This is a genomic window from Endozoicomonas sp. SESOKO1 (assembly GCF_024606265.1).
In the GTDB taxonomy this organism is placed as follows: Bacteria; Pseudomonadota; Gammaproteobacteria; order Pseudomonadales; family Endozoicomonadaceae; genus Endozoicomonas.
The window spans coordinates 1-3,930 of sequence record NZ_JAHHPP010000079.1; the positions used below are offsets into that span (position 1 = coordinate 1).

The 3,930-nt window shown below is 55.1% G+C and carries 1 protein-coding gene; it reads left to right on the forward strand.

The features are described from left to right. Window positions 1–345: 345 nt before the first annotated feature. Window positions 346–3,930, forward strand: a 3,585-nt coding sequence (locus tag KDK13_RS04440) for a hypothetical protein (protein WP_257283725.1), incomplete at its 3' end; no start/stop codon positions are given.

Below are 3,930 nucleotides of genomic sequence, written 5' to 3' on the forward strand. Positions count from 1 at the left end.
ATTTTTCTGGGTGCCGGATATGCTCGATTACCCGCTCTTGTCAGGACGATCCTTCAGGAAATTTCGCGTAAAGATAGTATCAATTCCCCCGTAAGTTTATGGCGCAGCCTGGGCCTGAAAAAAGCCAGCCATTACTTTGGTAAAATTAGCCAGAAAACTATGGGTTTTACGCTTAAAACCTATGGTGGTAAGCCATTTCTTACAGTCCGGTCAATGCTGTCAAAGATGGTTGCAGCGTTCAATGCGAAGGCAACCCAGTTACCGGCAGGGGACGATGTTAGTGTTCAGTTTAGCATTTCCCCCGTTATCATCCCCCCACATGTCATATATGCTGAAATACAAAGGGTGAATAATCAACTGTCCCTGAGCACTTCTGATACCGCAGGCTATTTGCACGTGGCCAGTGCCGATTCAATGGATCAGTTGGTCGCAAGGGCCATGAACATACTGATACCGCTGGCTCAGCAATACGACCTTGGATTGACTCAGCCAGTGCAGATTGCCAACGGAAGAGGTATCGGGCATCTTTATCAACCCACCGACGCAGAAATAACTGAGTTGGCTGACCTGGCTCCCATTCCTACCTCGGCCTTAACGTTAAAACAGATCCTGACCAAGCCGGTGACGGAACTTGAAGCCCTCGACAAAGTGGCCACGAAGGCCCTGGCCAAACAATACGTTGAGAAGGTGACCAGTGCAAATGGGCTTAAGAAACTGAAATTAAGCCAGAAACTGACTGAACAGGACCTGCTCCCTTCACCCTCAAGCACTGAGGTAACCACAGCCGATCCACTGATTATGCAAATGCGGGAAGTGATCAGTGTGCTTGACGATGCTCTGGCCAATAATACCCCGGTACCGGATGCCATCAAAAAACTGAATGCTCACATTATGGCCAAAACCAGTCAAAGCCTGCTTGCCCGAGCCAGAGGGGAAGCCCCTGCAGATCCGGCGCAACCGGCAGGCGTTCCCTCCGTGAGCCAACCGTCACAGGCGGCCAGCGCAGAAGCAGACATACAGTATTCGCTGCAATTGATGGTGCTGAAGGATGCCATCAATGCGATTGCCCCAGAGGTTCCCGGAGCGGCGCTGTTGGCTCACCCATCCGGTGCTGCGGTTCCCGGCTCGTCGGGTGGTCAGGCCTCCGGCAGCACCGATCCGGGTTTAAGTGCGGGAGCCAAGGCCGGAATCGTGGCTGGTAGCGTCGGCGGAGCGTTAGGTTCAGTGGCTAGCGGCGCATTTTTAAGAAGACTGGCCTCGAACGGGGGCAATGCGGCGGCGGAAGATGTCGGGGTCAGCATTGGGGAAAGTGCCGCAGAGGAGTTTGTGCCAGAGACCGAGGTTCTGAAATCCCTGGGTGAAGGACTCAGCACTAATATTGAGGATTTGATGGCCAAGGCACCCGCCCCGCCAAACCATGAGCCCGGTGGCGACTGGACCCATATCCGCAGTCGTGGCAAAGGCAGCAGGGGCAAAATAAAAGAACCCGCGTGTCGACGTAAAAGAGCTCTGGCCGGGGCTGGCATGGGCCGTTGTGCAGCCGATGAGTTGTATGACAAGGCAGTAAAAAGGGTCATTGCAGAAGGCGTTATTGGATTCTCTGCACCCGCCCTGATGGCCGGTTTTGCTGAAACACTGGCTGTCGGAGTCCTGACCCCGGAATTACTTATGATCATTGCTGCAGTCGTGGCAGGCGGCGTTGCCGGCTGGGTAGGTTATGAAATCTACGAACTTGTAGAAGATGGGAAGAAGAAGGGAGGCGGGGGTGATAGTGATGATTCATCTGACAATGACAACTCCGGTCATCACCACTCATCCGGTGGCAGTGGTAACAGGGGAACCACGCCCACCAGTGGATTGTTAACGACCGGCCAGCCGCCCGTCACAGGCCTGCAGCCTGCTACGGGCAGGCCGGGCAGCGATCCCGGAGTGGTTGCTAACAGCAGTAACACGGTCGCACTCCAAATCGCACCGGGCAGTTCCAGTCTTGTACTGCCGGACATTACTGCCTCGGAAGTATCGTTAACGACGGTATTATGGTCGGAGACTGCTGCACCTGCCCTGGTAGCAGGGTTGAGTTCGTCAGCCAGCACTATTGAGGCTGCACCAGGCCAGTCAGAGAGCACCCGTGCTCAAGCACTATCTGCCAATACCACAGTTCCAATGGAGGCAGAGTCAAGTTCGTCGGCTAATACCATCAAGACGTCGTTGAGTCCGTCGGAGATGGCAAGTAGCCAGTCAGTGTCGTCCAGTATCACGGCTTTAGCCTCATCAGAGTCTTGTTCGTTCGCTGATGCTACCAGCACGACGGCTGCGTTCTCTCCAGAGCTGAGTTCGTCGATGAATACCACGGATGTGTCAATGATGCCATCCGGGATGGCAAGTACTCAGGCACTGTCATCCAACACCACGGCTCCGTTCTCACCAGAGCTGAGTTTGTCGATGAATACCACCGATGTGTCAATGACGCCATCAGCGATGGCAAGTACTCAGGCACTGTCATCCAACACCATGGCTCCGTTCTCTCCAGAGCTGAGTTCGTCGATGGATGTGTCAATGACGCCATCCGGGATGGCAAGCACTCGATCAAATACCGTAGCTTCCCTATCACCAGGACAGAGTCCTCTGGTTAATAGCCCGCAAGTGTCTACAGTACCATTCGCATCCACGATGGATACCGATGGGTCGGTAACCAGCAGTTTGCCACTGTCTGGTACCGAGGCATCAGCAGGCTTATCAGAGATTGCGAAAAAACCGTCAACATCGCTAAAAACAGCGTCGTCTGCCGCACAAACCACTTCCGCCGCAACACTCCCATCGTCCTCTGCCACCGACGATGCTGAAACCCACACCTCCCGGCCTGTGGAGGTATCCAGTACGCCCGCCGAGCCGGTTGCGACCCCCACCACCTCCCCAGTCACTGAAAGCCACCAGGAGCCGATGGGTCCACAGGACAGAAAGCTGTTGAAACTGTATGCGGACCGGGGACAGCTAATCCATGATGCCTATGCACGGCAAATAAACGGCATCGAAAATAACAATGCCCGGGCAATGCAGATGATCGAGCCCAGTTATGAAGAGATAGAAATCAACGACAGGATATATCTGAAATGGCCGTTGCAGCGGCTGCTGTGTTGTGCACACGGCCTGCGGGCCATGGACAGGCAGCTCAGGGACAACTTCCTGACCATCAGCAGCCTTGCCCAGCAATGCATCCGCTATGATGCCAGCCATGATCAAACCATCAACCCCGGTATGACCGACGGGCATCCTGCCCGGGAGGTCATTATTGCTGACCTGGTCAACCAGTTCCTGAATATGTATGCGCAGTACGGTGAAGCCCGTTTCAATATGATCAAGGCTACCGGGTTTCCTATGGAAGAGACGGCGGAGTCAGAGATATTCCAGGGTTTCAACGCCCGGAGCATGGATAGCACGGTCAATGCCCTGTTGCACCAGCCTTCCGGCTTGTCGGCCCCGTTTCGGGACGTTCTCCAGGGGCTGGCAGACAGCCTGGGTCATGAGCCACAGGCCAACGATCTCAGGGCACCCCGGCCGGATCGGCATCTGTTGCAGGTCATACACAATACCACCGTCGCTGATGATGAGTTTACCTTGCCACAAGCCAGGCTGGACCCCGGGGATATGGCCGCGACCAACCGGATCATCCGGGCTGAACAGGCTCACTTTATCGCCAATATGAGGGAGCTGGAAGACAGAAGACATTTTCCGGTCGATTACCCGAAGATATTCCAGAACCCCGCAGACTATGAGGCGGTGTTTCAGGATGAAGACACCATTCCCTGCCACAGGGCTGAACCGGGACTGGCTGACACCTCGGCCCTGGCCCGGCTTTTATCGCCTCCTCAACTATCCACTTCGCCAACACACCCTTCCCAAACACCGACAGCCCCCCTTGAGGTTACCCTG